We start from the raw sequence: 1,478 nt of genomic DNA on the forward strand, positions 1-1,478 counted from the left end.
CGTAACGGTATTGATTTCAAGGTGGCCGATTTGTCGTTGGCGGATTACGGGCGCCGCGATATTGAGCTGTCGGAGCAGGAGATGCCGGGGTTGATGTCGTTGCGCCGGGAGTATGCCGAGGTGCAGCCGCTCAAGGGGGCGCGCATTTCGGGGTCGCTGCACATGACGGTGCAGACCGCGGTGCTGATCGAGACGTTGGTGTCGTTGGGCGCGCAGGTGCGGTGGGCGTCGTGCAACATCTTTTCCACCCAGGACCACGCGGCGGCCGCGGTGGTCGTCGGCCCGCACGGCACGCCCGAGGAGCCCCGGGGGGTGCCGGTGTTCGCCTGGAAGGGCGAGACGCTGGAGGAGTATTGGTGGGCGGCCGAGCAGATGCTGACCTGGCCTGAGGAGCCGGCCAACATGATCCTCGATGACGGCGGGGATGCCACCATGTTGGTGCTGCGCGGCGCGCAGTACGAAAAGGCCGGCGTGGTGCCCCCCGCCGAGGACGACGACCCCACCGAGTGGAAGGTCTTCTTGGAGCTGCTGCGCAACCGGTTCGAGACCGACAAGGACAAGTGGACCACGATCTCGGAGTCGGTCAAGGGGGTGACCGAGGAGACCACCACCGGGGTGTTGCGGCTGTATCAGTTCGCCGCGGCCGGGGATTTGGCGTTCCCGGCGATCAACGTCAACGACTCGGTGACCAAGTCGAAGTTCGACAACAAATACGGGTGCCGGCATTCGCTGATCGACGGCATCAACCGCGGCACCGACGTGCTGATCGGCGGCAAGAAGGTGCTGGTCTGCGGGTACGGCGATGTCGGCAAGGGCTGCGCGGACTCGGTCAAGGGCCAGGGCGCCCGCGTGGTGGTCACCGAGATCGACCCGATCAACGCGCTGCAGGCGTTGATGGAGGGCTACGACGTCACCACCGTCGAGGACGCCATCGGGGAGGCCGACATCGTCATCACCGCCACCGGTAACAAGGACATCATCACCCTGGCGCACATGAAGGCGATGAAGGATTACGCGGTGCTGGGCAACATCGGGCACTTCGACAACGAGATCCAGGTCGCCCAACTCGAAAAGTCCGGGGCGACCAAGGTCAACATCCGCCCGCAGGTCGACGTGTGGACCTTCCCCGACTCCGGCAAGTCGATCATCCTGCTCTCCGAGGGCCGGCTGCTCAACCTGGGCAACGCCACCGGGCACCCCTCATTCGTGATGAGCAACAGCTTCTCCAACCAGGTGATCGCCCAGATCGAGCTGTGGACCAAAAACGACGAATACGACAACGAGGTCTACCGGCTCCCCAAACACCTCGACGAAAAAGTCGCCCGCATCCACGTCGAAGCGCTCGGCGGCCAACTCACCAAACTCACCAAAGAACAAGCCGAATACATCGGCGTCGACGTCGACGGCCCCTACAAAGCCGACCACTACCGCTACTGAGCCCTCGCTCGCCGAGCGTGAAGCTGTTGCGAGATTTTGGC

At 63.9% G+C, this 1,478-nt stretch carries 1 protein-coding gene; it reads left to right on the forward strand.

Features of this window, described 5'->3' with window-relative positions:
• A partial coding sequence (gene ahcY / locus A5673_RS06300) for an adenosylhomocysteinase (RefSeq protein ID WP_068228640.1) occupies positions 1-1,437 on the forward strand: 1,437 nt, incomplete at its 5' end.
• Between the last annotated feature and the right edge of the window lie 41 nt (positions 1,438-1,478).

This window comes from Mycobacterium sp. E3198 (genome assembly GCF_001667015.1).
Taxonomy (GTDB): Bacteria; Actinomycetota; Actinomycetes; order Mycobacteriales; family Mycobacteriaceae; genus Mycobacterium.